The sequence below is a fragment of the Dactylosporangium sp. NPDC005555 genome (genome assembly GCF_040605635.1).
Lineage (GTDB): Bacteria > Actinomycetota > Actinomycetes > Mycobacteriales > Micromonosporaceae > Dactylosporangium.
Map to the genome: position 1 here is coordinate 1 of NZ_JBEXDG010000056.1, position 24,280 is coordinate 24,280.

25 protein-coding genes and 1 pseudogene are annotated in these 24,280 nt (G+C 69.2%); 19 read left to right on the plus strand and 7 right to left on the minus strand.

What is annotated here, in order from left to right:
* Nucleotides 1-165: 165 nt before the first annotated feature.
* Both ABZS58_RS40020 and ABZS58_RS40025 read left to right on the plus strand, forming a co-directional pair.
* The gene (locus ABZS58_RS40020; protein WP_354788889.1) at nucleotides 166-1,032 is read left to right on the plus strand and encodes a hypothetical protein; all 867 of its coding nucleotides are present in this window, start codon (nucleotides 166-168) and stop codon (nucleotides 1,030-1,032) included.
* A gap of 2 nt (nucleotides 1,033-1,034) precedes the next feature.
* Nucleotides 1,035-1,538, plus strand: coding sequence for a hypothetical protein (locus ABZS58_RS40025; RefSeq protein ID WP_354788891.1), 504 nt, complete (start codon nucleotides 1,035-1,037; stop codon nucleotides 1,536-1,538).
* Here ABZS58_RS40025 and ABZS58_RS40030 read toward each other — a convergent pair.
* Nucleotides 1,513-2,226 carry an IS6 family transposase gene (locus ABZS58_RS40030; protein ID WP_354788969.1) on the minus strand — a complete coding sequence of 238 codons (714 nt, stop codon included), beginning with the start codon at nucleotides 2,224-2,226 and terminating at the stop codon, nucleotides 1,513-1,515. The genes ABZS58_RS40025 and ABZS58_RS40030 overlap by 26 nt on opposite strands.
* Between ABZS58_RS40030 and ABZS58_RS40035 the strand changes: the two genes are divergently transcribed.
* Both ABZS58_RS40035 and ABZS58_RS40040 read left to right on the plus strand, forming a co-directional pair.
* Nucleotides 2,193-2,423 carry a hypothetical protein gene (locus tag ABZS58_RS40035; RefSeq protein WP_354788971.1) on the plus strand — a complete coding sequence of 77 codons (231 nt, stop codon included), beginning with the start codon at nucleotides 2,193-2,195 and terminating at the stop codon, nucleotides 2,421-2,423. The genes ABZS58_RS40030 and ABZS58_RS40035 overlap by 34 nt on opposite strands.
* 163 nt (nucleotides 2,424-2,586) lie before the next feature.
* Complete coding sequence (locus tag ABZS58_RS40040; protein WP_354788892.1) at nucleotides 2,587-2,958, plus strand: hypothetical protein; 372 nt, start codon at nucleotides 2,587-2,589, stop codon at nucleotides 2,956-2,958.
* Nucleotides 2,959-3,247: 289 nt separating this feature from the next.
* Here ABZS58_RS40040 and ABZS58_RS40045 read toward each other — a convergent pair whose 3' ends face one another.
* Together ABZS58_RS40045 and ABZS58_RS40050 are read right to left on the minus strand one after the other, a co-directional pair.
* Nucleotides 3,248-3,532 (minus strand): integrase core domain-containing protein, encoded by a 285-nt coding sequence (locus ABZS58_RS40045; protein ID WP_354788894.1) that lies wholly within the window; start codon nucleotides 3,530-3,532, stop codon nucleotides 3,248-3,250.
* Nucleotides 3,533-4,617: 1,085 nt separating this feature from the next.
* On the minus strand, nucleotides 4,618-5,427 hold the full coding sequence (locus ABZS58_RS40050; protein WP_354788896.1) for an SDR family oxidoreductase: 810 nt from the start codon (nucleotides 5,425-5,427) through the stop codon (nucleotides 4,618-4,620).
* A 265-nt stretch (nucleotides 5,428-5,692) separates the two neighbouring features.
* Here ABZS58_RS40050 and ABZS58_RS40055 point away from each other — a divergent pair, with 265 nt between their 5' ends.
* Both ABZS58_RS40055 and ABZS58_RS40060 read left to right on the plus strand, forming a co-directional pair.
* Nucleotides 5,693-6,100, plus strand: coding sequence for a DNA-binding protein (locus tag ABZS58_RS40055; RefSeq protein ID WP_354788898.1), 408 nt, complete (start codon nucleotides 5,693-5,695; stop codon nucleotides 6,098-6,100).
* Nucleotides 6,097-6,219 (plus strand): hypothetical protein, encoded by a 123-nt coding sequence (locus ABZS58_RS40060; protein ID WP_354788973.1) that lies wholly within the window; start codon nucleotides 6,097-6,099, stop codon nucleotides 6,217-6,219. The genes ABZS58_RS40055 and ABZS58_RS40060 overlap by 4 nt, the downstream gene beginning before the upstream one ends.
* Here the strand turns inward: ABZS58_RS40060 and ABZS58_RS40065 are convergent.
* Nucleotides 6,192-6,481: pseudogene (locus ABZS58_RS40065) on the minus strand (IS630 family transposase); the annotation flags it as partial. The gene ABZS58_RS40060 and the pseudogene ABZS58_RS40065 sit on opposite strands and share 28 nt — an antisense overlap.
* Before the next feature lie 205 nt (nucleotides 6,482-6,686).
* Here ABZS58_RS40065 and ABZS58_RS40070 point away from each other — a divergent pair.
* The 4 genes from ABZS58_RS40070 to ABZS58_RS40085 all read left to right on the plus strand — a co-directional run bounded on the left by ABZS58_RS40070 (nucleotide 6,687) and on the right by ABZS58_RS40085 (nucleotide 10,422).
* Nucleotides 6,687-7,154 (plus strand): GNAT family N-acetyltransferase, encoded by a 468-nt coding sequence (locus ABZS58_RS40070; protein ID WP_354788899.1) that lies wholly within the window; start codon nucleotides 6,687-6,689, stop codon nucleotides 7,152-7,154.
* Nucleotides 7,155-7,301: 147 nt separating this feature from the next.
* The gene (locus tag ABZS58_RS40075) at nucleotides 7,302-7,754 is read left to right on the plus strand and encodes a hypothetical protein (RefSeq protein WP_354788901.1); all 453 of its coding nucleotides are present in this window, start codon (nucleotides 7,302-7,304) and stop codon (nucleotides 7,752-7,754) included.
* Between the two features lie 768 nt (nucleotides 7,755-8,522).
* On the plus strand, nucleotides 8,523-9,734 hold the full coding sequence (locus tag ABZS58_RS40080) for an ABC transporter substrate-binding protein (RefSeq protein ID WP_354788903.1): 1,212 nt from the start codon (nucleotides 8,523-8,525) through the stop codon (nucleotides 9,732-9,734).
* Between the two features lie 115 nt (nucleotides 9,735-9,849).
* Nucleotides 9,850-10,422, plus strand: a complete 573-nt coding sequence (locus ABZS58_RS40085; protein WP_354788904.1) for a nuclear transport factor 2 family protein — start codon at nucleotides 9,850-9,852, stop codon at nucleotides 10,420-10,422.
* A 58-nt stretch (nucleotides 10,423-10,480) separates the two neighbouring features.
* Here the strand turns inward: ABZS58_RS40085 and ABZS58_RS40090 are convergent, their stop codons facing one another.
* On the minus strand, nucleotides 10,481-11,443 hold the full coding sequence (locus ABZS58_RS40090) for a D-2-hydroxyacid dehydrogenase family protein (RefSeq protein ID WP_354788906.1): 963 nt from the start codon (nucleotides 11,441-11,443) through the stop codon (nucleotides 10,481-10,483).
* 459 nt (nucleotides 11,444-11,902) lie between these two features.
* On the opposite strand from ABZS58_RS40090, the gene ABZS58_RS40095 reads away from it, so the two are divergent.
* From ABZS58_RS40095 to ABZS58_RS40115, 5 genes are all read left to right on the plus strand, one after another.
* Nucleotides 11,903-12,838 carry an NAD(P)-dependent oxidoreductase gene (locus tag ABZS58_RS40095; protein ID WP_354788907.1) on the plus strand — a complete coding sequence of 312 codons (936 nt, stop codon included), beginning with the start codon at nucleotides 11,903-11,905 and terminating at the stop codon, nucleotides 12,836-12,838.
* Entirely contained in the window at nucleotides 12,825-13,916 is a 1,092-nt protein-coding gene (locus ABZS58_RS40100) for an alpha-hydroxy acid oxidase (protein WP_354788909.1), read from the plus strand. Before ABZS58_RS40095 ends, ABZS58_RS40100 begins: the two co-directional genes overlap by 14 nt.
* A 408-nt stretch (nucleotides 13,917-14,324) precedes the next feature.
* Entirely contained in the window at nucleotides 14,325-15,743 is a 1,419-nt protein-coding gene (locus ABZS58_RS40105) for a hypothetical protein (RefSeq protein WP_354788911.1), read from the plus strand.
* Nucleotides 15,712-17,025 (plus strand): hypothetical protein, encoded by a 1,314-nt coding sequence (locus tag ABZS58_RS40110; protein WP_354788912.1) that lies wholly within the window; start codon nucleotides 15,712-15,714, stop codon nucleotides 17,023-17,025. The genes ABZS58_RS40105 and ABZS58_RS40110 overlap by 32 nt, the downstream gene beginning before the upstream one ends.
* A 643-nt stretch (nucleotides 17,026-17,668) precedes the next feature.
* Entirely contained in the window at nucleotides 17,669-19,345 is a 1,677-nt protein-coding gene (locus tag ABZS58_RS40115) for a right-handed parallel beta-helix repeat-containing protein (RefSeq protein WP_354788913.1), read from the plus strand.
* Between the two features lie 43 nt (nucleotides 19,346-19,388).
* Here ABZS58_RS40115 and ABZS58_RS40120 read toward each other — a convergent pair whose 3' ends face one another.
* Together ABZS58_RS40120 and ABZS58_RS40125 are read right to left on the minus strand one after the other, a co-directional pair.
* On the minus strand, nucleotides 19,389-21,290 hold the full coding sequence (locus ABZS58_RS40120; protein WP_354788915.1) for a hypothetical protein: 1,902 nt from the start codon (nucleotides 21,288-21,290) through the stop codon (nucleotides 19,389-19,391).
* Nucleotides 21,291-21,296: 6 nt separating this feature from the next.
* The gene (locus tag ABZS58_RS40125; protein WP_354788916.1) at nucleotides 21,297-22,457 is read right to left on the minus strand and encodes a hypothetical protein; all 1,161 of its coding nucleotides are present in this window, start codon (nucleotides 22,455-22,457) and stop codon (nucleotides 21,297-21,299) included.
* Between the two features lie 142 nt (nucleotides 22,458-22,599).
* Between ABZS58_RS40125 and ABZS58_RS40130 the strand changes: the two genes are divergently transcribed.
* The 4 genes from ABZS58_RS40130 (at nucleotide 22,600) to ABZS58_RS40145 (ending at nucleotide 24,217) form a co-directional block, all read left to right on the plus strand.
* On the plus strand, nucleotides 22,600-22,959 hold the full coding sequence (locus ABZS58_RS40130; protein WP_354788918.1) for a WXG100 family type VII secretion target: 360 nt from the start codon (nucleotides 22,600-22,602) through the stop codon (nucleotides 22,957-22,959).
* A 38-nt stretch (nucleotides 22,960-22,997) separates the two neighbouring features.
* Nucleotides 22,998-23,306 carry a WXG100 family type VII secretion target gene (locus ABZS58_RS40135; RefSeq protein WP_354788920.1) on the plus strand — a complete coding sequence of 103 codons (309 nt, stop codon included), beginning with the start codon at nucleotides 22,998-23,000 and terminating at the stop codon, nucleotides 23,304-23,306.
* Nucleotides 23,307-23,439: 133 nt separating this feature from the next.
* Entirely contained in the window at nucleotides 23,440-23,838 is a 399-nt protein-coding gene (locus ABZS58_RS40140; RefSeq protein WP_354788922.1) for a YbaB/EbfC family nucleoid-associated protein, read from the plus strand.
* Nucleotides 23,831-24,217 carry a hypothetical protein gene (locus ABZS58_RS40145; protein WP_354788923.1) on the plus strand — a complete coding sequence of 129 codons (387 nt, stop codon included), beginning with the start codon at nucleotides 23,831-23,833 and terminating at the stop codon, nucleotides 24,215-24,217. Before ABZS58_RS40140 ends, ABZS58_RS40145 begins: the two co-directional genes overlap by 8 nt.
* The last annotated feature ends 63 nt before the right edge of the window (nucleotides 24,218-24,280 follow it).

Genomic DNA, 24,280 nt, shown 5'->3' on the forward strand with positions numbered 1-24,280 from the left:
CCACACCCCCGCCCCGACCGACACCGCGAACAGTATGGACCGCGGGTACGACACTTTTCCGGCAACCCACACCCACGAACACGCTCAACAGCGCTGAAGAGCACTGAAGAGCACTCAACCGCCAGCAGTTGGCAGCCCCGCAGCAGCAATCATTCACACTGGCGAGTGGCGTCGAGTGGGCCCGTCGGCTGGGAGTCGCCGCCCTGGCCGGCGGCATACCGCCTCTGCGACCGGCTCAGCGAGGGCGGCGTTTTCGAGACGTGGCAGGCGCACGACGAGCTCCTCGACCGCGAGGTCGCGGTGAAGGTGCTCGCCGGGAAGTTCGCGGCCGACGCCGGCCTGCACGACCGGGTCCTCCGCGAGGCGCGGGCCGCAGCAGGTCTTTCGCACCCAAACGTCGCTGGTGTCTACGACTACGGCGAAACGCCGGACCACGGTCCGTACGTCGTCATGGAACCGCTCCGCGGTCCGGCGCTCGCCGCACGGCTCGCCGGCAACCCGCGCCCGGACCGCCCGATCCGGGCGATCGGCATCTTCGCCGGCCCGCCGGCCGCCGAGGTGGTCGAGCAGTTCCGCACTCGACGCCAGCTGCGGCTCGCCATCGCCATGTCGGCCGCGGCGGCGGTGATCCTGGGGTCCGTCCTGCTGACCGGCGACGCCCGTGCGCCGCAGGGACTGGCGGGAGGTATGCCCGGCGTGACCAATCCCGAACAGCCGGACTGGACGAGCGGGCCGCCGGTCTCCCCGTCGCCACCACGATCTGAGCCGCGCCCAGGGCCGCGCGTCCGGGAAGGGCCGGAATGTGGAAACGTCCCCGACGTCCTCATTGGACACCCGGCCGTTGAGCCGTGCCGTGAGGACCGGTTTCCGTGCGGCGGAACGGGGAGTTCCATGCGCCTCGTTCGCACGTTCGCCGCCGTCCTCGCGGCCGTGACGCTCGCGGTCGTCCCGTTTCCGAGCCGGGCGGTGCCCTTCCCCTGGAGCGGGAAGGCGACGGCGGCGAACAGCGACGGCACGATCGCGGCGGGGTAGTCATGTTCGAGCAGCGCCGAGGTGGTGGCGGCGAAGCGGCCGAGGTCGTCGACCAGGGCGCCGCCGCCGACTTCGTAGTCCAGCGACCGGTACAACGTCAGGACGGCGCCGAGGCGTTGGACGTCGGTGGTGCCCAGCTGCCGCTGCTGCAAGATCGAGCCGCCCAGCAGCCCGGATGCCGCGGCGACTGCGGCGATGCTGCGCAACAGGTCACGTCGGGATTCGCCGAGCTCGTTGCCGTCGGTCGCGGGTTCGCTGTGCCGTGGGCTGTACAGGCCCAGGGCGGTGTCGGAATCGCAGTGGAGCACGAGGCGGAGCGCGGCGCGGCGTTCGTCGCTGGGCCAGCGGTGCTCGCCGCGTTCGAGTTTGCCGACCCAGCGCGCGTCGACGTAGTGCGCGGTGAGGTCCCGGCCGGGATAGAGCTGGGGCGCTGTTACGTTTGCCGATCGGAGGGCGCGTTGAGCGTGTGCGGGCCGGTCGTCAGACGGCGGTGGCGAGCTCGGTGAACGCTGCGGCGACACGAAGCCCGCGCGGGGCGTCGAGCCCGATTTCGTCGTGGCCGCGGCGGAGGTTCTGCATGAATGCGTGCCCGGCGATGATCGTCTGCGCGGTCCGGTCCGTGCGCAGCCCGCGCATCGGTCTGAGCCGGCGCTTGAGCTGACTGTGATCGGCCTCGACCCGGTTGTTGGCATGCTGTTCGACGTGATGCCACGCCGACGGGACCACCTCATCCAGCACGGCCGGGTACACCGGTGCAGCGTCGGTGACGACCTCGCCCGGGGTCACCTTCAACGTGGCCAACGCTCGCCGGAAGAACCGGCGCGCCGCGGCAGCGTCTCGATGCGCGGCGAGGAGCACGTCGATGACCTGCCCATCCTGATCCACGGCCCGGTACACATACCGCCAGACACCGCTGACTTTGACATACGTTTCGTCGACGAACCACCTGTCACCTGGTGAGTGACGGCAGAACCGGGCCGCGTCAGCCAGCAACGGAGTGAACCGTTGCACCCACCGGAAGATCGTGACGTGATCGGCCTCGACACCACGCTCGAGCAGCAGTTCCTCGACGTCACGATACGAGAGGCTGTACCGCAGGTGCAGCCGAACAGCGACCACGATCACCTCCGGCGGAAACCGGAACCCGACGAACGCGGACCGTGGCGGCGACGACAGCCGGCGGCTTGAAAGCATCACTGCTCAACCCTGCCTCGATCGTGCCGAACGACGAATGCAACAGAGCCCTGGGGCGCGAGACCGTGGAGCCGGACCACCGCCACCGAACCGAATTTACGAGCCGCACACGCTCGGCACTCGCGGCGGAAGCGGACACCAAGATCATTTCGATCGACCGCAAGCGCGAGGGCGGCGAACATCGTTTCGCTGCGTGACGAGCATCCGTCGCGGGCCGGTGCGCTGAACAAGGAGCCATGACGGTGCGTGTGAGCAGTGGCACAATCTAGACATTCGGCCCAGACGTGCCGGGGAGACGGCTTGTCGTCGAAGCCACGGTATCTTGAGGCCGGTAGCCGATCATCGTTCAGGAGGTTGTGTGTGACGGCCGAAATGGTCGCGCCGGCCTGGATGCATGAGCAGGTCACGGCCGAGCAGTATGCGACCTGGACGGAAGAGCAATGCGCGGGTATCGAGATCGTGGATGGGATGGTCCTCGTGAGTCCGGGCGCGGCCAAGCGGCACAGCCGCCTGGCCAGGCTGCTGGCGAATGCCTTGGATGTTGCCGCAGGGTCGGCCAGCTCTGATTGCCTCATCGTGCCAGAGGAGCCGACTCATTGCGCCCTGATCTGGGCACGTGAGCCGGCCCGGCAGGCTCGGCGCCCGCACGTATCGTCGCCACGACGAGGTGATCCGCTGGACCCCTTTACTCGGCCGGTTTATGCTTGTGGTGACCTGGGAGAACGTGCTTGAGCACGTCGCTGGGGCCTCCGGCGACCCTGGGGGTCAAGGGGTCGTGGGTTCGAATCCCGCCGTCCCGACTTTTCTAAAGGCCAGCTCAGCTGGCCTTTTTTTGACCACGATGAATGTTCTGATCGTGTCATGACACGGACCGTACGGTTTGCGTCGTTGACGGCTGCTCGGAGTGCTTGATGAGCTCCTCGCCGTTGCGTTGAACGGAGTCAAGGGGTCTGTGATGGGCTGCCGGTGATCGACGCGAATGGCGGTTGAGCAGGCTGTGAGGCTCGTAAATCCGGTTTGGCTACGCTGCCTGGGTGTATTCGTTGATCAGCCCGCCGAGGATCGGGCGCCGTTGGACCCGGGCGGCGTTGAGGTCGACGGCCTGCGGTGGCGGGTTGGGCGGTTGCTGGCCGAGCGATCGGTGTGGCCGGTGGCCGTTGTAGTGGGCGGTGTACTCGGTTAGGACGCTGGCCAGGCGTCGTTCGCCGACGATGAGGATCCGGTCGGTGCGCTCGCGTCGGACCGTGCCGACCCAGCGCTCCGCGTACGCGTTCGCTCTCGGCGCTTGTGGCGGTGTGCGGAGCACGTCGATACCCGCGGCGGTGAAGACCGTGTCGAAGGCGGCGGTGAATTTCGCGTCCCGGTCGCGGAGCAGGAACCGCAGCCGTCGGCCCGCTGCTCGAGGCTCATGAGCAGGTTCCGTGCTTGCTGTGTGGCCCAGCTACCGGTCGGATGTGCGGTGACGCCGACGATGTGGACCTGGCGGGTGGCGAGTTCGATGAAGAACAGCACGTAGATCCGTTTGAGGAGCACGGTGTCGACGGTGAAGAAGTCGCAGGCCAGGATTGTGTGGGCCTGTGCGGTGAGGAACTGCTGCCAGGTGGGTCCGGTCCGGCGGGGTGCCGGGTCGACGCCGGCCCGGTGCAGGATCTTCCAGACCGTGCTGGCCGCGATCCGGTAGCCAAGGCGAGCCAGCTCGCCCTGTATTCGGCGGTGGCCCCAGGTCGGGTTCTCCGCGGCCAGACGCAGGACCAGGCCGCGGTGTTTCCGGTCGATGGGTGGCCGGCCGGGTGGTGCGTGCGGATAGGTCCAGTGCCGGGCGATCAGCTGCCGGTGCCAGCGCAGCAGCGTGGCCGGGGTGATGAAGAACGTCGACCATTGCGGTCGGGGCAGCAGCCGCGACAGCGCGGCCAGCATCACCCGGTCCGCGGGTTGCAGGTCGGGGCGGTGGACCTGCCGGCGCAGGACCGTCACCTGGTGGCGTAACACGAGGAGTTCGACGTCTTTCGCACCGCCGTCGCGGGCGAGCTGGGTGCGCATCTGCAGAATCTGGCGTAGGAGCAGGACACCAGCGAAGCGGTCATGACCTCGATTGTCGCCGCTACCGCCGGGCAGACTCTACACAAAACCGCACGTCACGGCCCCGACCGGATTTACGAGCCCGATAGGCCGGCGCGGAGCGGGAGGCGTTCCGGGTCGGGTACGTCACCGAGGACGGTGCGCAGCATCAGGTGGCGCTGGAGGATGCGTGGGCGGTGCGGTTCGAGGCGGTGGCACCGGCCCGGCGGTTCAATGCTCGGAAGGGCCAGCGGCATCTGCCGGGTCTGTGCTTCGGGAGTACTGGGCCGTGAAGCTCGAATGAAGCAGTCCGATGGTTGGCCCGGTACAACCTCAGTCGGTGTTGTCCAGGCTGAGTGGGCCGGTTAACGCGCCACCGTCGACCGGCAGGATGACACCGGTGATCCAGGACGCGTCATCGGAGGCGAGGAATGCTACCGCGGCTGCGACGTCTTCCGGCTCGCCGACCCGGCCGGCCGGGTACCGTCGGGCCAGCTGCTCGAGGATGGCCAGTTTCTCGGGGCCGGCCTCCGTCCAGGCGGGCGTTCGAATGGTGCCCGGTGCGACGAGGTTGAACCGCACGCCGCGCGATGACGAGCCCTGGCGCGCCAGCTTGCGAGGCGAGTACAGCACGGCGAGGTTCTGGTTGAGGCTTTGCAGGCCGGCCTTCCCGGCGGAGTACACCAGGTCACCGAAGGCTGCTAGGCCGTTCACCGACCCTATCGTCACCACGCTGCCGCCGACCGGTGAGGTGAGCAGGTGTGGCAGGGCGGCCTGGATGCAGCGGACGGCGCCGTGCAGCGTCGGCTCGCTCTGGTCGCGCCACGCCGCCTCGTCGATCTCTTCGAATGGTGTTCCCAGGGACACGCCGACGTTGTTCACCAGCACGTCCAACCGGCCGTGTCGGTGCACGACCGCCGCCACCGCGGCGTCGACCGCGGTGCGGTCGGTGACGTCGCAGACCTGCGCCATCGCGTCGGCGCCGGTCCCGGCCAGGTGATCGGCCGCCGCGGTGACCGCGTCTTCGTCGATGTCGGTGAGGGTCACGGCGGCGCCCTCGGCCGCGAGACGGGCGGCGACCGCTCGGCCGATACCGCGCGCCGCCCCCGTCACCAACGCCACCCGCCCGTCGAACCGTCGCATACGTCGCATCCTTGCCGTTCGTCGCCGTGGCGGCAACCGCAGCCGCCCTGTTCGCCGGCCCAGACCGGACCGGCGGCCACGCGGCCGACGACGAGGTAGGTCGGACGGATCAACCTTGACAAGTGCTGTGACCGGAAACGTTGGCCGGGTCCGGTGCCACGCTTCCGTCCGTGGCTCGCACCAGGTCGCCGCTGGCATCGCGGCGATTTGAACAGTCTGTTGAAAACAGATCGTTGAGCTGGCATGCTCGGAAGGTATGACGGAGATGCTGACTTTCCCGGACCCCGGGGCACGGCGCGCGGAGCGGGTATACGCCGCGCTGGCCCACCTCACCGAGCGCCACGCCGGATCGCCCGAGTTGCGCTCGCGGCACACCCACGCGGACGTCGCCGCCCCGCACGAGGTGGTCCGCGTCGCCGCAGCGATGGCCGCCGGGTCGATCCCGCCGGCCCCAGGCGAGCCCCCGCTGGACAGGTCCGACTTGGTCGCGGCGCTGACCCTGCTGCCCGAGGTGCGGGCGGAAGTGGACGCCACGGAGCTCTACCTGCTCAGAACCGCCCGCGCCCGCGCAATGACCTGGCAGGACATCGCGCTGAGCCTCGGCCTAGGCACCCCGCAAGCGGCCCGGCAGCGCTACGAGCGGCTGGAGGCCCGTAGCGACCCGGCGACATGATCGGGGATCTGCCCGAGCGGCTCGATGCCGCTGGTTACCGGCTGCTGGATAGCTTCTCTGGTGCTGTGGCCGGAAACGCTGGTGGGGTTGATCAGGCCGCTGCCTTGGCGGTGGTCTGACCCCAGCGGCGTTGCCGTTCGGAGCGGATGCGGGCGCGTTCGCGGCGTTGCGCGGCCAGGACGTCGGGGTGGCGGGCGTTGGCGTTGCGTCAGCGCAGATAGTCGTGCAACGCCTGGGTCGCGACCGGGCCGCTGCGGATGTTCGTCGTGGCCGGCTGGAACCCCCAACCACCCCGAAGTGCGCCTCGATCGGGTTCGCCGACGACGAATACGTCGGGGTGAAACACAACTCGACCCGGTTCCGCCCGGCCCAGGCCCGGATCGCCCCGACTGCCGCAACGGCTCCACCCTGGTGAAGAACGCCCCGAACCGGCCGACCAGCGCACCCAATTCTTCCTGCACCCGGCCGGCCTCTACCATGGCCGCAGCGGGCACCTCGCGATCTTTGGTTGTCCACACAACACCGGATGATTACGCGGTGGCCGCGTCTGGTCTGATTGGGCAGGCCCGCCGAAAGGCTGATTCCGATGAATGTGACCGTGGCGCGAATGGCCGACGTCACCGGCTTCCTCGCGCTGGCCGGGCAGGTCGAGCAATGGTTCGGGCCGATGGTCGACCAGCCCGGATTCCGTGACGCCCTGCAGCGCAACATCCAACGAGGCACAGCGATGTGCGTACGCCATCACGACGGCACAGACTTACGCGGCGGCATCCTGTTCAACACTCGCCCACTGGTATGCCGGATCAGTTGGCTCGTCGTAGCGCACTCCGATCGAGGACTCGGCGTGGGCCGGGCACTGGTCACCGAAGCACTACACCGACTCGACAGCCCAGGATTGATCGAGGTGATCACCTTCAGCGAGGACCACCCCGCCGCAGCGCCCAGCGGCGCCCGACAGTTTTACCAGCGGCTCGGCTTCACCGCCCAGGAACCCGCTGACCCCGGCCCGGACGGCACCCCGCGCCAGTGGTACAGAAAACGCCTCAATACCTGAGGAGCCGCCACGGCCACAGCCGATCCGAACCCGGCACCCCACATCGCACCCGATCCCAGCCAGCGATCACGAAGTTGGGGAGCAGTGTCCCGGACGTGCGGTGCTGATAGGTGCGACGATGTGCGGAACCTGAGACGGAGGACCGGCATGGCTCTCGTACACGATCAACCGCCTCGCGCTGACCAGCGCCGGTTGCACCGCAGTGTCGCCCTGCACGGCGCGGCAGTGGTGATCTTCGGGCTGATGGCCTGGCGCGGTGCCGGCGCGGTCACGGTCGGCTTTCACGCAATGGGCGTGCCGATGCTCATAGCCGGCGCGGGCGGCGCGGTCGGCGCGCTGGTCATCCTGTGGTCGGTGCTGCGGCGGCGCGACCGGCTCACGCGCCTGCGCCCGTCCACGCGGACCGGTGCGCAGCGTGCGGCCCGCATCGGCATGGCCGTGGCCGCCGTGGCGACCGTGACGGCCGGTGTCGCGCTCGCCCCGGCCGGTTGGGAGCGAGAGTTCGCCATCTGGGTGAACGTCGTGATCGGTGGCTTGCTGGCGGTCTTCGCGCTGCTCGCCGGCGAGCGCACGGCGCACCGGCAGGGCGAGGGCCGATAGCGGGACGCCCTGCGGCCGCATGCCGTAGTGGAGCGGCCACTGGTCGTGGCCGCTCCACGGTGTCGACCTACCAGTGACGGACTGCTCCCACTCCGGACGTCGGCATCGGCGCCTGCCATGAGCTGCTGACGGATGTCCGGTCCCAGCGAGCTTGGCAGCCCTGTGCTTGCATCCTGGTGCTACGCCTGGCCCGTCAGGCTGGAGACGCTGAGCCAGGACGGGCCTCGCCGCGCTGCCGTTCGGCAGCACTGAAGCTGTCCGGTACACGCACGACTTGCGCCAGGCGGAGCAGGACGCGGTCGTCGGCGTATGGGTCCGGCGCACCGGCTTCAGGTCGGAGCGTGCGGATGGTGTACTCGTCCGGCCAGAGCGTTGCGACCACCAACGTCCTTGCGGCGATGCGCCGCCCCCACAGGACACCAGGTGCGCGTGTGGTCATGCCCGGGACGATTGGGCCGGGTTACCCCGTGGGTCAATCACCGGCGGCCGGTGCGGCGCTGACCAGCGGCTCACCGCGAACTTCCACCGGTGCTACGAGGGCGTGCCGCCGGTGCGGCTGCTGACCGCGGAGGTTACCGGCTTGATCGTTCTGTAACCCGCTCGCGACCAAGCAACCCTTGACACGGGACGCGCCCGAAGAGATATTGGGCAACCAAGCGCTTGTTAGGTACAAGGACTCCTCGCCGGACCGCACGCAGGAACGACGTGGCGGTGGCGACGTAACGGTTGAGCCCAATGCATTTGTCCCGGTGAGGGTAAGGGGTAGACGTGGCCACATTCAGGAGATCAGCGACGCTTGCTGGAGCGCTGATCGCCGCGTTGGTGGCGTTCGCGGGCTGCAGCAAGAGTGGCTCCGACGCACCGGACACCGGCACGGCGACTGGTAAGCCCATCATCATCGGCTTGGACCAGGACAGCACTGGTCCGGGCGCTTCATACAGCAACATTTCCGGTAAGACGATCCGGCTGGCCATTCAGGACATCAACGACAAGGGCGGCGTGCTCGGTAGTCCGCTGCAGCTCGTGGTGGGCAACGACGAGAGCGACCCGACCAGGTCGCCGGCCGTGGTGCAGAAGTTGGTCGGCGAGGGCGCCAAGCTGGTGCTGATGCAGACGGGTAGCGCGGCAACGGCGCAGGCCAAGCCGATCCTCGCCCAGCTCGGCATCCCGGCCATCGCCCCCACCAGCGTGACCCAGACGCTGGTCGACCCGCCGAACAACGAGTTCATCTACATGCTCGCCAACGCGACCGGCGACTGGGCCAAGGTGTACTGCGGAGCGTTCGAGAAGGCCAACATCAAGAAGATCGGCGTGCTGACCGATGACTCCCCGACCATGGCCGCGGTGGACAAGGCGCTGTTCGACGCGATGCCCTGTGTGCAGATCGCAGCGTCCGAGAAGGGTGCCACCGCGGCGTCCGACCTGTCGGCACAGGTGGCCCGACTCAAGAACGCGAACGTCGACGCGGTGATGGTGACGAGCCTCGGTGGCGCGTTCGAGGTGCTCGCGCAGAACACGCTCGCCAGCCAGTTGGCCGGGAAGCCGCGGTTCTCCCTCGCGTCGATCGGCAACCAGCCGGACTCCTGGAAGCTGGCCAACCCGGGCGCCCTCAACGGTTTGGTGTTCATGGGTTCCATCAACAGCCAGAACCCTCGTACCCAGGAGCTCACCAAGTTCCTGAAGAGCAAGAACGGCGCCGACTACGAGATCACGGCCTACGATGCCCAAGCCTGGGACACCGTGCACATCGTCAAGCTCGCGATCGAGAAGGCGGGCGGCGCGGACGACGGGAAGAAGCTCAACGAGGCGATCCAGAGCATCACCGGATACCAGGCCTCGTTCGGCCAGGCAAGCTTCACCCTGTCCTACTCCGCCACCAAGCACCTCGGTACGGATGGCCTGTGCGGCCTGTCGCTGATCGAGTTCGGCGCGGACAACAAGCCGAAGGGACCGTGGGCGACCTACCAGCCGCTCTGCTGATTGGACCGAAAGCTGGCCGTGGGGCGGACATCCTCCGCCCCACGGTCGTCATCCGTCCTGGTTCAGCGGTCATGACGCAGCACAGCATCGACAGACTCGAGGAAGTGGGTGACCAATGCCGCGGGACGACCAGTTCGAGCAATCACGGGTCCAGGTGACCATGGCCGTTACTGACTGCCTGCACCGGTATGCGAGGGCGGTCGATCGGTGTGACTGGGACTCGGTGCGTGCGTGCTACCACGACAATGCCTTCGATCACCACGGTGCGTACCGAGGAGGGGTCGACGGGCTGATCGAGGACATGAAAGTTCGTCATGCACAACTGGACTCGTCGGTTCATTTCATCACCAACGTCCTCGTTGACCTGCCTGACCCGGATGTCGCATTGGTCGAGTCCTACTGCCTGTGTTATCTGAGGCGCCGTGAACAAGAAGCCTCCGGCGCGCAGCAATTGACGACTGTGAAATGTCGTTACCTGGACAAATTCACGCCGGATGCCGTTGGGCGGTGGCGTATCGCCTCCCGCATGGTGGTGTTTGACGAACTGTGTGTCGGCGAGGTTCGGGACAGCCGGCCACAGGCAGCCACTCGATCGGAGAGGGATCGAAAGGACCCATTGTGGGTCTTTCTTGATCGCGGAGCGGACTGGAACTCAGCAGATTATGCCGCTGGGTCGAAACGCCAGTGACCGGGAGCGCGCTGACCCCCGGCAAACCCTCGGCGTCGGCCAAGCCAGCCTTCGGCGCTTACGACTCGGCCGGGATTACCCGAACCGGGGTGCCCTGCAGCCATGACACGACGTCTTCCACCACGTGCGAGAAGAACCGCTCGTACATCGGCACCGAGACATAGCCGATATGTGGCGTCAGGACGGTGTTCGGTGCGTCGCGCAGCGGGTGGTCTGCCGGCAACGGCTCGACGGAGAACACGTCCAGCGCCGCGCCGGCGATGACGGCGTCCGACAGGGCCTCGGCCAGGGCATACTCGTCCACGATCGGCCCGCGCGAGGTGTTGACCAGATAGCCGCGCGGGCCGAGCAGTTCCAGCTCGGGTCGACCGATCAGGTTCCTCGTGCGTTCACTCAGCTTGAGGTGGACGGTAGCTATGTCGGCGCGCTCGAACAGTTCGCGCTTGCCGACGCGCTTCACACCCATCGCCTCGGCCCGCTCGCTGGTGAGATTCTCGCTCCAGGCGACGACGTCAACGTCGAATGCCCGCGCGTAGCGGGCGATCCTCGAGCCGATATTGCCCAGCCCGATGATGCCGAGGGTCGATCCAGCCAGCTCAGGACCGATCGTGGTCTGCCACCGCCCTGCCCGCAGCGCGGCATCCTCGGCCGGCACCCGGCGGGTGACCGCCATGATGAGGGCCCAGGTCAGCTCGGCCGTGGTGTGCGGCACGCCGCCAGTTCCGCAGACCACGATCCCGCGGGCTTGTGCGGCCGTGACGTCGATCGCCGCGTTGAACGGACCGGTGGTGACCAGGAGGGCCAGGTTGGGCAGCCTGTCGAGGATCGCCGCCGGGAACGCCGTCCGCTCGCGCATCGCCACGACCACGTCGAACGGCTCCAGCCGGCGGACCAAGTCAGCCGGGTCGGTGATGTGGTCGTGGAAGAATGTGACGTCGGCCCGGCCGTCAAGTGGCGTCCAATCGGCGCTCGACCGGGCGACGCGCTGATAATCGTCAAGGACGGCGATCCGGATCGGCATGGCGCGGGCTCCTTCGATTGTGGATCCAGTTCGTCGCGGTGGCGCCGCTGACCGTACACCCGCTATCGTGTGCGCCTAACAAGCGCTTGGTTGTGCCATTCTGTTTCGACTCTCGGGGCGTGTCAAGTCAGGTCGAGGCAGACGGGAAGGTCGGTGCCGGCACGTATTATCCACAGTGCGCCCGGGCCCTCGTGGTGGATTGCAAAGATTGACTTCCGGTGGGACATCTGCGACCGTGCGATGGTTGTTCCAACCCGGCGTGATCATCGCCGGCGATGATCCGGACGAGGTCTTCAAGATCCCCGCGGTTGTCGGCGCCAACCTGGGAGTTTGACATGTTTGAGACCTCGTCCCTTGCCATCAACTATGAGGGCACGCGGGCCCCATTCGGCGTGAACACCTGTCCCGGTCGGCGTTCGCTCGCCGACGTCGCCGGGCACACGGTGGGCCAGGACTGACGTGGCCGACGGGACGCGGATCTGCGTGCTGCCGGCCGCACCGCACTCCGCTCCGGCCGACCGCGACCGGATCGAGGATGCGGTCCGGGCGGGCGGGGGCACGCTCAGTGGGGTGGCCGACGCCGACGGGGTGATCTGGACCGACTGGTCCGACCCGGCGGCCCTGGGCGCCACGCTGCGCGAACACCCGCAGGTGCGCTGGGTGCAGCTGGTCACGTCGGGCGTGGACGCGTTCGGGCCACTCATCACCGATGACCGGGTGTGGACGTCGGCCAAGGGCGCCTACGCCGAGCCGATGGCCGAGTGGGTGCTGGCCACGCTCCTCGCCGGGTTCCGCGGCGTGCCGGGCTACGCCCGCGACCGCCGGTGGGAGCCGCAGCCCACCCGCTCGCTGTTCGGCGCGCGCGTCACGATCGTCGGCGGAGGAGGGGTGACCAGCGCCCTGATCCGGCTGCTGGCGCCGTTCGAGGTGACCATCGACGTGGTGCGCCGGGCTCCGGTGAACGTACCCGGGGTCCGTCGCACCGTGGGGCCGCAGCTGCTCGAGGAGCTCGCACCGCAGACGGACGTGCTGGTGCTGGCGCTCGCCCTGACACCGGAGACGGTCGGGTTGGTGGACGCCCGGTTGCTCGAGCGGTTGCCGGACGACGCCTGGCTGGTCAACGTGGCCCGCGGCCCGCTGGTGGTCACCGATGACCTGACCGTGGCGCTCGAGACAGGACGCCTCGGCGGTGCGGTGCTGGACGTCACCGAACCCGAACCGCTGCCGGCCGGGCACCGGCTGTGGCGCCTCGCGAACTGCCTGATCACGCCGCACACCAGCTGTCCGGCCGAGTTGGCCGCGCCCTTGCTGTTGCGACGAATTCGGGACAACGTCGCGCGGCGGGTCGCGGGGCTTCAACTCGACGGGGTGGTGGATCCGCGTGCCGGCTACTGATTGGGCGGACCTCGAGGCGACCGAGGCAGCCGCCAGGCTGCGGCTGCCCGAAGAGGTGTACGACTACTTCGCCGGTGGCGCCGGCGACGAAACGACCCTGGCCGCCAACGTCGCGAGCTGGCGGCAACGGCTTCTGGCACCGCGCGTGCTGCGTGGCGTGAGTGGCGTGGACGCCGGCGTCGAGGTCCTGGGTTGCCGGATGACCACACCGATCGCGGTGGCGCCGATGGGTCTGCAGCGGATGGCCCACCCCGACGGCGAGACCGCCACCGCGGCCGCGGCGGCGGCGACAGGCACCGTCCTCAGTGTCTCGACCTACGCCACCTCCACTGTGGAGGAGGTGGCCGCGGCCGGTGGCGTCCAATGGTTCCAGGCGTACGTGCTGCGAGACCGCGGCCGGAGCCGGGATCTGCTGCAGCGCGCCGCGGCGGTCGGCTACCGCGCCGTGTTGCTGACGGTCGACGCGCCGATCGCGGGCGACCGCCGCCGCGACCGCCGCCACGGTTACCGGCTGCCCACCGGCGCGAACCTGCGGCTGGCCAACTTCCCTGAGAGTGGGCAGGTTTCGGCCAGCTACTCGATCGAACTGGAGAACACCCTGACGCCCGACCTGATCGGCTGGGTCGCCGACGTCAGCGGCCTGCCGGTCGCGGTGAAAGGCGTTCTGCGCGGAGACGACGCGAAGGTCGTCGTCGCAGCGGGGGCCAGCGGGGTCGTCGTTTCCAACCACGGCGGTCGGCAGATGGACGGCGCGGTAGCCACCGCCGACGCGTTGGTCGAGGTCGCCGCGGCGCTGTCCGGTACCCCCGCGCACGTCCTGGTGGACGGCGGCATCCGCACCGGTGCGGATGCGGTGCGAGCGCTGGCGCTGGGCGCCCATGCGGTCCTGGTGGGTCGTCCGGTCCTCTGGGCCCTGGCGGTCGGTGGCGAGGCGGGTGTGCGTGGTCTGCTGACCGCGCTACGCGAGGATCTGCTGCGCACAATGGCACTGTGCGGCGTGTCGTCGGTGGCCGAGATCGGTCCCGACCTCCTGCGCGGACGGGTGGTGGCAGAAGCCCCCGACCCATCATATTCATGATACGCATCATCTCCATGTCAAAGACGATGACCTCGGGCGGGAGCCGGAACCCGGCGAACGCCGACTTCGGAGGCAGCCACGGATCAGGTCGGGTCAATGACTTCACCGCTCAGGTCTGCCTCGATCTTGCCAACGCTCAATGCACCGGACCTTTACGTACCCCAGCGCTTCCAGGGCCTGCGGTCCGTCAGAGTGCACCGTGGCAGTGCGGTATCGGGATGCGGCCGAGGCTCGTTCGCGGGAACGGGGGCGTGATGGCGAGGCTGCGGCAGCTGGTGGTGGTACTGCCCAGGTGGAGCGCGGCGCACTGACCGCGCCCGATCCCCGCAACGGCGGGCCACGCTGGCAACGCCCGGCACCTGCCTGCGTCGACCCGGCCGGTACGACGAGACTCAGGCGGGTGCCCTGGTGATCTCGTCGGTCCGCAGGCGCGCCCGGTCGTTCGTCGCCGAGGTCCGGGTCCAGACCGCCGTGCGCCTCCTGCGGCGCGACGGCCAGGTCCACCTCGACCAGACCGTCGATCTGCTGACCGCGGCCGTGAACGCCACGCCGGCGGGCCATCCCCGGGAGACCGTCTACCTGACGTTCCTGCAGCGGATACTGCTGAGCCGCCATCGGCGCAGGGGCGATTCCGGCGACCTCGATGGGGCGATCGGCGCGGCGGCTCGCGCGGCGGCCGCGACCGCGCCGGGTGACGCCGCCCGGCACGCGCGTGTGGCTGAACTCGGCGACCTGCTCATGATCCGGTTTGAGCTCGCCGGCGACATGTCCGACGTCGATCGCGCCATCGGCGCATGGTCCGAGGTCGTCGACGCAACAGCGCCGGACGACCCGGACCGGGCCCGCCGCCTCGGTGAGCTGGCCTTCGCGCTGCTGGGTCGCTACCGGTGGTTCCGCGATCCGGACACCCTCGATCCGGCGATCGCCGCAGCCGATGCGGCGGCTCGCGGCATGTCGCCGGACGATCCTCGCCGTGCGATGCACCTGTCCAATCTCGGCGTCGGCCTGGAGGCGCGGTTCGAGCACCGGGGCGACCTGCCGGACGTCGAGCGGGCCGTCGCGGTGTGCCGGGAGGCCGTCGACGCGACCACGGTGGACCATCCCAACCGGCCGATCTACGTGTCGGCCCTCGGTGGCGCGTTGTTGCGCCGGTTCGAGCGCCTCGGCGACCTCGGCGACCTCAACGAGGCGGTGCGCGTGTGCGCTGCGGTGGCCGACCCGGCGACGACCAACGCGGGCCTTCTGACGACGCTCGGCGTGGCGCTGCTGCGCCGCCACTACCGGCTGGGTGAGCCGGCGGACATCGAGCGGTCGATCGAGGTGCTCACCCGAGCCGTGCAGGTGCTGCGCCCGGGCGACCCCCGCGGATCCGTCTTCCGGTCGAACCTTGCCACCGCATTGCTGGCGCGGTTCGACCGCACCAACGACCGGCAGGACGTCGACCGGGCCGTCGAGCTCGGCGCCGAGGCGGTCGACACGGCGGTCGGGCCCGGGCGGGCGCTGCAACTGTCAAACCTCGGCAACGCCTACCGGATCCGGTTTCGAACGCCTGGGCGCCAGTGCCGACGCGGACCGGGCCGTCGCCGCCGCGGAGGAAGCCGTCGCCGGCAGCGAGCCGAATCCCTCCAGCCGGGCCCGGTACCTGTCGAACCTCGGCGTCGCACTGCTGAAGCGCTTCGAAGACAGCGGCGACACCGGCGACCTCGATCGGGCCGTCGACGTGTGTGGCGCGGCGGTGGCGCTGACGGCAGCGACCGAGTTCGACCATGCCACCTACCTGTCGAACCTGTGCAGCGTGCTGATGCGGCGGTACTTCCACGGCGGTGACCCGCACGACGTCGACCGGGCCGTCGAGGCCGGTGCCGCGGCGGTCGCCACGAACCCGGCCGAGTACTACCAGCCACGGTTCCTGTCGAACCTGGGCAACGCGCTGTGGGCCAGGTCCGAGGGCACCGGCGACCTCACCGACCTGAACGAGGCGATCGACACCTTCCAGCGGGCGACCGAGGCGACGCCGGTCACCAACCCGCATCGAGCCACGTACCTGTCGAACCTGGGCAATGCGCTGCGGGCCCGGTTCCAGCGCATGGGGAACTCCGCGGATCTCGACCGGGCCGTCGTTGCCGGGTCGGCCGCCGTCGCCGCGACGGCGTCGCCGGGCCACCCGGAGTGGGGCCTGCACCGGTCGAACCTCAGCAACGCGTTGCTGGCCCGGTTCGACCGGGGTGGTGTCGTCGCCGACGTGGACGGCGCCACCGAGGCGTACGGCGAAGCGGTGGCGCAGGCCGCACCGGGTCACCCCAACCGGCCGATGTTCCTGACGAATCTCGGCAACTCCTGGCTTTCCCGGTTCGAGCGACTGGGTGACCCCGCCGACCTGAACCGGGCGATCGAGGCCGGGGCCCGGGCCGTCGCGGCGGCCGGACCGGGACACCCGCAGCGCGCGCCGAGCCTGTCCAATCTCGGCAACAAGCTGCTGGCCCGTTACCGGCTCGCCGGTGATCCGGCCGACTTCGACGGAGCCGTCGAGGCGATGACCGAAGCGCTCGGCGCGATCGGTGCGCACCATCCGCTGCGCGCCACCGTCCTGTCGAATCTCGGCCTGGCGTTCCTGGACCGCTTCGAGCGGACGGCGGACCCGCTCGACCTGCACCGCGCCCGGGAGGCCATGGGGCGGGCCGTCGAAGTGGACGTCGCCCCGGCCGGGCTGCGGCTGCGTGCCGCGCGACGGCTGGCGGAGGCGATCGGGACGGCCGAGGAACCGGCCGCGGCGGTGCCCGCCTACACCCGAGCGGTCGGCCTGTTGCCGCTGGTGGCCTGGCACGGCGTCGGCCGCCGGGACCAGCAGCAACTGCTGGAGGAGCACGGAGCGTCGCTGGGCCGCGACGCGGCCGGGGCAGCCATCGCGTCCGGGCAGCTCGAGCTGACCGCGATGCTGCTGGAGCAGGGCCGGGCCGTGCTGTGGTCCGAGCTGATGAACGGGCGGACAGACCTTGCCAGGCTGCGGCAGGCCCACCCAGCGCTGGGCACCGCCCTGACGAACTGCCGCGCGGTGCTCGACCGGTTGCCGGACGCCGGTCCTGGCCCCATCATCGGGCATCTAAATTGATGCAAGTGTCGTGGATCGTTACGCCACGCGATCGATACCTTGACTTGGATGCTTGTGCGCTGTCGAACTCAAGTGTCCACTGTGGATGATCGTGACACAACTTCGACACGTACGCCCGTACGGTGATCTTCCGCGAACGCGCCTGGCGTTCGTCGTGGGCCAGCCCTCGGGTCTGCGTCACTCCTGACGGTGAACGTCGGTAGGTGTGTGGTCGAAGTCGCCTGCCATGAGGCTGCCGTTGTCTGGGCCCCACTCGAACACCGGAGCGTCCCGGCGGCTGGGTCTACTTCGCCGTCTGGCAGGAAGGTGACGTCGGACAGGATGCCGAGGATGCGGTCGCCGGGATGTTCCCGGTCCCACTGCACCTCGCCGTCGGCGTGATCGGTTCCGGATCTGGTGACCGGGCGCCGATTCTGGCCGTTCTCCTGTCAGTTGGGTGCGGAGGTGACGCCGAGTTTGGCGTACACGTGGGTCAGGTGGGCCTCCACGGCGGCTCCGGCGGGCCTGCGACGCCGGTGCGCCCCATGATGGCCGCCAGCCCCGTGCCGAGCGTGATCGGTCCCGCAACACCATAACGACCGAACCTGTGGGTTTGTGCCGCGAGGTACGCTCGCGTCAATCGTTTGCCGTCGACGGTGGGGTTATGGCGCAGACTTTGATCGTGTCCCGGGAGCGGGCCGGGGCATATCCGACGATTCAGGACGCTTTGGAGATCGCGACCGACGGCGCGGTGATCTCGGTCGAGGCGGGCACCTATGCCGAGGTGGTCCGGCTGCGGCGGCGCAAGGTGAGTATCGTCGCGGCGGGGAAGGCCGGTTCGGTCACGCTTGACGCGACAGGGCTCGGCGGCTCAGCCGTGGCGTGTGAGTCGGCCGAGGTCACGCTGCGCGGCCTGATCCTCACCGCCGACGACTATCCGGCGGTCAGCGTCACCGGTGGCCGGCTCGCGATCGAGGCGTGCGAGGTCGCTGCCGTGTTCGCGGCAGGGCTCAGCATCACCGACGGCGCGCACGTCGAGGCGACCGATGTGAAGGTGACGCAGGGGCAGTACGGGATGGTCATCGAAGACTCCGACGGCGTCGTCGACAAGTGCGAGGTGCGCAACATCGCCGACGACGGGGTGATCGTGCGCCTCGGGGCAAGCCCCGTCATCCGCAACAGCACGATCGAGGGCTGTGGATTCCGCGGCATCTACGTGTACCACGCCGCAAAGCCGACGATCGAGCGCTGCGACATCTCGGCCACCGGCGACGCCGGCATCTCCGTCGCGCACCAGAGCGCACCGACGATCACGGAGACGTGGATCCACGACACGCACGGTGTCGGCATCATGTTCGGCCGTGGCTGCGGCGGGCTCGTGGAGAGCTGCCGCGTCGAGTCGACGGCCACGCCGGGCATCCACGTCGACGAGGGCGCCAGCCCGACGATCCGCGAGGCCGACGAACGGCACCGGCCGCGGGTCGGCGTGCAGGCGGTCGAGGGTGCGACGAAGCAGGACACGGACAAGGTCGACAAGCTCCTCGCCGAGCTCGACTCGATGATCGGCCTGGCCGGGGTCAAGGGCGAGGTCCGCTCGCTGATCGACGAGATCCAGGTCAACGAGTGGCGCCGCAGTGCCAGCCTCGCCGTCGGCGCGGTCAGCCACCACCTCATCTTCACCGGGGCGCCCGGCACCGGCAAGACGACCGTCGCCCGGCTCTACGGGCAGCTGCTGAAGGCCCTCGGGGTCCTGCCCATCGGCAAGTTCAAGGAAGTGTCACGGCGTGACCTCGTCGGGCAGTACATCGGCCACACCGCGGAAAAGGCCACGACCGTCTTCGAGGAGGCGCTCGGCGGGGTCCTGTTCATCGACGAGGCCTACACACTGGCCCGCTCCGGTGGCGCCAGCGCCGACTTCGGGCAGGAGGCGATCGACACGCTGGTGAAGCTGATGGAGGACCAGCGCGACCAGGTCGCCGTCATCGTCGCCGGCTACACCGCCGAGATGGCCGACTTCCTGGACGCCAACTCGGGTCTGGCGTCGCGGTTCGCCAAGACGCTCGAGTTCGAGAACTACTCGCCGCAGGAGCTCGTGCTGATCGCGGGGCGGATCGCCCGCAACGACGACTACGTCTTCGCCCCCGGGCTCGAGGACGCGTTGTACGAGTGGTTCGACCAGATGGACCGCGGGCAGAACTTCGGCAACGCGCGTGAGGCCCGCAAGCTGCTCGAAGGGATGCGCAAGGCGCAGTCCGGGCGGCTGCGCGGCCTCGGCCGGGTCCCGAGCCGCGAGGACCTCCGGATGCTCGTCCTGGAGGACCTGCTGGCCGCCGCACGCTGAGGCGACCAGCAGACGAAACCCTCCATGCAGAGCAGGCGACGGATCAGGCGCCGCCACCCAGGACGGTCGGCGCCTCAGGGCGGTAGGCCCTCGTGTCCTGCTGCTTCGCGACCACGCCTCCACCGGGCGTCTCGACGCTGAACGCGACGTCGTCGGTCACGATCCGGTTGCCCGACTCGTCGGCCTCGGACCCCGTGCCGGATCCGTCGCGGCGGGCCTTGCGGGCCGTCAGCTCCGGCGACACCGTCGGGCCGGCCTTGATCCGCGACTGCCCGCCCGAGCGGGCGCCGGTCGCAGCGGCCCGCCCGCGGAGCTTGACCTCCTCGAGCTTCGACACTGCGGCACCCGTCGGCGGCGGCGCCGGAGCGTCGAGGATCGGCGCGGCCACGTCGGAGCGGGCGGCCTCCACCCCGGCCCAGTCGGAGTTTGGGACCGGCTGACCCGGTTGACCGTTGCCTGTCGCGGTTTTGCGCGTGGTACGCGACCCGGGCTGCCCCGGCGGCAACATCGGGCTCTGCGACGGTGCTTTGAGCACCGGCGGGGCGGCCCCGGCAGGGCGCAGCGGCGACGTGCTGCCTGCCGCCTGCCGGGACTGCGGGTGCAGCTCCGACTGGCTGCCGGGCTTGCCGCTCGCACCGCGCTGCTTGTTGTTGAGGACCGGCGGGACGGTGCCGGACTGCTGCCGCGCGAACGGTTCCTCGACCCCGCCCTGCCGCGTGATGCCGTTGAGCTTCTCCTGCTGCCTGCCCGTGCCGGCCGGGTTGGCGCGCGGGTTCTGCCGCTGGGCACCGTTGGACATCGGCGGTGCCGGCGGGGTCGAACCCGGGGAGCGCAGCGCGCCGGGCGTCATGTCGCCGGTCGGGGCGACCATGCCCTTCGCCTGGATGAGGCCGGGGTTGAGACCCTTCGGGACGAGCTTGGCGAACGGCGACGTGACGTTCGGGTTGAGGGTCGTCGGCTTCGCCAAGGGCTGCCCGGGCGGGCGGACACCGGGCGGCAGCACCGGCGGCACGATCGTCGGGTTGGGCAGCCCGCCCGGCGGCAGCACATTCGGCGGGTTGGTGACGTTGAGCACCGGCTGCAGCGGGTTGGTCGAGACCGGATTCGGGATGACCGGCGGGTTCTTCTGCAGGTTGAGCAGGCTCTGGTTGAGCCCCGGCGGCGGACCGCCGGGCATGCCGCCGGGCGGCCCTCCGAGGCTGATCGGGTTGGGCTGGCCGATCGGCGTCAGCAGTGCGTTCATCGGGAAGAACGGCGCGCCGTGGCCGTTGCCGACCGTCGAGTAGGTCTGGAAGATCTGCTGCGCGGTGCGGTGCGCGAGCCCCTGCGCCTCGCGGGCGAACTCCTTCTTCTTCTCGTTGATCTGCTCGATCGCGTCACGCTTGTTGGCGTTGTCGTAGTCGGTCTGGTCGCCGCCGGGGATCAGGTTGTAGTGCCAGAACCAGTTGCCGAACGTGCCGTCGGTCTCCGACGCCTTGTCGATGGCCGACTTGTACCGGCTCCACATCCCCTCCATCTCCGTGCGCGCGGCACGGACGATGGTGACCTGTGCGCGCAGCGCGGCGACGTTGTCGAGCGCCGAGTCCATCCAAGACTGCAGGTAGGCCAGCATCTTGCCCGGCCCCGCGGTCATGAACTTCTCGCGGGCGTCGCCGTCCTTCCAGTCCTTCTCATACAGGTCGCTGCTGGTCTGCAGGACCTGCTGCTGGATGCCGAAGAGCAGCTGCCACGCCCGGTTCCACTGGTCGGCCAGCGCGGAGATGTCCTCCGGGTGCTGGTTCATGATCTGCTGGCGGATGTCCTCGATCCACGGGCCGTTCTCGCCGTCGTTGGGCGGGTTGGTGAACTCGACGTCGAATCGATCGGGCACGTTGTACCACATGCCGGATCCGGAGGGGCCGGGGTGCGGCATCTCCGCGCGCATGTACCGCCAGTCTTCAGCCACGGGGCATCACTGCGGCCTGAGCTGGTTGATCTTGTCCTGGGCGGGCTGCTCGCCGGCGCCGACCACACCCTCGGTCTGCTCGCCGATCTGCAGGACCTTGGGGTCCTTGGCGGCCTGCGTCGTGGTGATGGTCTGGCTGTCGTCGGCGTTGGTGACCACGCTGTTGCCGGTCGTGTTGTTGCCGTCCTTGTCCTTGTTCTGCGTGTGCGTGCTCGTGACCTCGCCGTCGGTGTAGGTCGTCGTCTGCGTCTGCGAACCGGTCAACCGGCCGTCGTTGCCGTAATAGGTGGTCTGCTGCTGCACCGTGTTGCCCGACGTGACATACGTCGTGGTATCCGCCCGGCTCGTGCGCGTGTAGCCCGCGCGCTCCTCGTCCGTCTTCCCCTTCGGGTTCGGCGGATAGGTCACGATCGTCGTGGTCACCGTGTTGCCGGTAAACGGGTCGACCCTGGTGATGAGCTCGCGGCGCACGCCGTCGGTGCTGACGGCGACCTTGTGCTGACCCTGCGCGTCGGTGAAGGTGCCCTGGTCGGTCCAGCGGACCACCACGCCCGATGCGGCACCGTTGCCGGAGCTCATGTTCTCGCTGTAGGCGTCCTGCCAGGTCTTGACCTGCTTGAGCCATTCCTCTGGATAGCCGGCAGGCCGCTCGGCCTTGCTGTCGCCATAGGCGAACTTGACCGCGTTGAGGTCGGCGGCGGACCAGCCGTCGGTGCCGGCATAGGCGTTGGCGATGGTCTGCGCGGCCGAGCCGGTGTTCATCAGCCCCTGCGCCAGGAACGACAGATACTGCTGCAACTCGTTGTAGTTGGCCAGCATCAGATGCGCGGTGTAGGCACCCTCGGGCAGCGAGCCGGGCGCCCACGCGTTGATCGGCATGGTGCCGAGCAGGTTGAGCTCCGGGACCTTGCCGCGGAGGTTCTCCATGATGATCTTCATGTTGCTGGCGAAGTCCGCCATGCCGTCGATGTCGGCGTCGATGTTCTTGTGGCCGGCCTCGAGCCACGCCGGATTCGTGTTGGCGGTGGTCTGAGACTGGTACGGGTTATAGGGCGCGTCGTCGCGCGGCTCAGCCAAGATCTCTCCCCCGTCGATCCGTGCCTCTGGTCCATCGCCCGAGGCGCTCCGGCATCCTCGTCCAGATCGAGCGTAACCGGACAGCGCCACAATGGAGAACCCTGTCCGACTGGACCGACCTTGAACTGGGGCGCTACCGTCTGGTGCGCCGCATTATGGTGGGTTGTATCGATCCATCGCTCAGCGAGCTTCCCTCCCGGGAAGCCACAGCAGAAAACGGGGTGAGACGAAGTTGACGGACACACCAGGTGTGGGCACGGTCCACGCGACCCAGGATCAGCTCAACACGATGGCCAACAGGTGCATGGAGACCCGCGAGAGCATCGCGACCGGCATGGCGCAGCTGCTGGACCGGATCAACGGCCTCAGCGGGGCTGGCATGTCCGGTGCCGCGAACAACGCGCTGCAGGGCTCCTCGGCCCAGCTCAACCAGGGCCTGACGAAGATGCTGAACGCCCTCGACGACCTCGCCGGGAAGATCAGCAGCGCCTCCTCGACGTTCGGTGTCAACGACGACGACGCGGCGAACGACATCCGGGCCGCGGCTGCCGCCACCGGCGACTCCACGGTCATCTCCGCCCTGCGTGGCTGACCCTTCCGCGACGAGACCTTCGAGAGGCAGGAACATCCATGGGAGCGGGATACGGCGCTGACGGCGCCATCACCTACAACTTCGGCCAGATCGCGGACGTGGCGACCGCCATCGGCACCTACACGGGTGCGGTCGAGGGGTCCCTCGAGGACCTCTACACGCAGTTCACCCAGCTCTTCGCCGCCGACTGGCACGGGGCCGCCGGCCAGGCGGTCGACTCCGCCCGCACCGAGTGGAACTCGGGCATCGGCGACATCAAGGCCGCCCTGTCGCAGGTCGGTGTGAAGCTGGGCGCGTCGGCCGAGCGGATGCAGGCGGTCGACAAGCAGATCGCCGCGGGCATCTGAACGGTCCGTCGGACCGGTCACGGAGGATGTGACGAAGGCCGCCGGGGTTCCGGGGCGGGGCAGCGCCGGAGCCTCGGCGGGTGCACACTTGGACACCCGAGGCACAGTGATCGCGGCTTGACGGGGAGGTGCCGTGGATCGTCCCAACTGGGGCGCGATCGAAGGGATGCTCGCCGACCTCAAGCGGGTCACGAAGGAGCTGCCCGACATCCAGCGCAAGGCCCTGGAGGTCACGGGCACCGCATGGTCGGACGACCGCACGGTCAAGGCCGTGGTCGGCCCGCGCGGGCACCTCATCGAGCTCGAGATCGACCCTCGGGTCTACCGCAAGCCGAACTCCAAGGAGCTGGCCGCGACGATCGTGGCCACCGTCCGCAAGGCCATCGAGGAGTCGGCGCGGCAGGCGCAGGAGATCTACGACGAGGCACTGCCGTTGGACATGCGCGCGGCCCGGGTCGGCGGCATGGACATCAACAAGCTGATCCAGAGCCACGATGCCGACATCCGGCGACAGGGGGACGACGATGGGTGACTACGTCATTCTCGGCAGCACCGCCGCCGACCTGCTCAACTCGGCACAGAAGGTCAAGGACCTGGGCGGCCGGCTCACCGGCACCATGTCGAGTGCGATCGCCCGGATCGACCCGCTGGACCAGACGGCGACCTTCGGCGGCGACGACTTCGCCGAGAGCTTCCTGCATGGCGAGGGCGGCGAAGGCGGTTATCACCAGTTGGTCCCGTCCGGCGTCGGTGACGAGAAGACGACGGCCAACCAGGCCGTGAAGACCAACGCCCGCAAGCTCGGCGAGGGCATGACCAATCTCGGCCAGCACGCGCTGGACGCCATGTGGGCCTACACGGCGACCGACGACGACGGCGCCACCGACATCGACAACGCCGCCCGCACCTGAGTGACCTGGGCACCGGCTTGAGGACACACGTGCGCCCGGCGCGCCTGCCGGCGACCCGGCGGG